The sequence below is a fragment of the Chryseobacterium shigense genome (assembly GCF_014207845.1).
Lineage (GTDB): Bacteria > Bacteroidota > Bacteroidia > Flavobacteriales > Weeksellaceae > Chryseobacterium > Chryseobacterium shigense_A.
This window is the reverse complement of record NZ_JACHLC010000013.1, coordinates 1-1,465: the sequence shown is the minus strand read 5'-3', so window position 1 is coordinate 1,465 and position 1,465 is coordinate 1. Positions and strand designations below refer to the sequence as shown.

1 protein-coding gene and 1 pseudogene are annotated in these 1,465 nt (G+C 37.5%); both read right to left on the bottom strand.

Translation table 11 applies throughout. The features are described 5' to 3' along the window. Positions 1–1,038, bottom strand: a 1,038-nt coding sequence (locus HNP36_RS19210; RefSeq protein WP_228456449.1) for a DUF6443 domain-containing protein, incomplete at its 3' end; no start/stop codon positions are given. 7 nt (positions 1,039–1,045) lie between these two features. Next, positions 1,046–1,465: pseudogene (locus HNP36_RS19205) on the bottom strand (sugar-binding protein); the annotation flags it as partial.

The following is a 1,465-nucleotide window of genomic DNA, read 5'->3' as shown; positions in this document are numbered from 1 at the left end:
ACTTCTTTTTATATTATTTGGCGGATAAGCGCTGACATACCCCTGAAGACCATTTCTGGATGCTGAATTATAGATAATCCCAGTGTAAGCAACCCTGTTCAGTGCATCATATTCGGTTATCATCCACTGGTTTATGCTTTTAAGATTAGCATCCTGAGTCATGACCAGCCTGTCTGCTTTATCATAGATCATATATTCCCAGCCTTTCCCGGGTAGCTTCTTCTCTACAAGCCTGCCTCTTCCGTCATACCTATATTGATAACATAAATCATTTAATAAAGTGTCTGTTATAGACTGAAAAAGTGCTTTTTGAGGAAGTACAAATGCAAGCTGGTCATATTCGTTGTACACATAATAGGTATCATTATAAAATGTCCCATCATGTTTTCTTGCCATTATGATTTGTCCCTTCCCATTTTTGTATTCTATATTAATATTACCATCTTCATCCGTTACTGTGTTTTTATACAGCTGATTGGCAGGAAAAGTTCCTGATAAGCTTAAAACAGAAGAAGTGGCATTATCAACCCAAGTAGTAGTTGTTGCAAATTGAAAGACTTCTCCATTGACATTAGCATCATAATTAAACTTCACAGGTTTATTACTCCAGTCATTTCCTACCTGAACCTGTTGTTGAATTCTGTCCAGTGGCGAGTTTTCCAGTACTTTTTCTGCATAAATCTTTTCTGACCCATATACTGATGAGGCATTTCCCAGTGGGTTGGGAACAATAGCACCGTTTTGAGTCCCTGACTGTGGAACAGGAAGATAATCTTTTACCTGTCTTCCAAAAGCATCGTATTCTATCTGGGTAACAATGTCTTTTCCTAATGGTGATGCTTTTACATTAACGATTTGTTTGGGTCTTCCGAGTCCATCAAAATACTGTACGGTTTCTGAGACTTTGGGAGTAGAAAGGGTTGGGTCTGATAAATATGTTTTTGAATAAATATAATTTTCGGTAGTACTTGGGGTTGTCTGTGCATAAGCTAGTCCTGTCACAAACAAAGTACTGATTGGGATGATTATTTTTTTCATGTCTGTGTTAATTTTTGTAATTGTATTTGTATTCTTTCAGCATCTTGCCTGTTACACTATTTTCTCTTACCTCTTTTAATCTATTGGCTGTATCATAAATGTATACTTCCCTGATCCCTGATGGAGGGGTAATGCTTGTTACTCCAATTAATGAATCATAAGTGTAAGTAGTGATTGGGTAAGCTGTCAGTGAAGAATTATTCCTGAACAAATCTAAAGCTGAAACCAATGATTGTTCTGATGCATCGGTACTTAACTGGGCGTCATTATCGGAAGCACTAACAATATTGTCTATCAATGATGGCGTAATATCTGAAAGTTTTGCGCCTTCAATCCGGGCAATAGGCTGGGTTTTGTTATAGCCCCAGATGATAGTTGTGGAAACACCGCTTCTTGAGGTATACTGCTGTATGTTTCCTTTTTCATC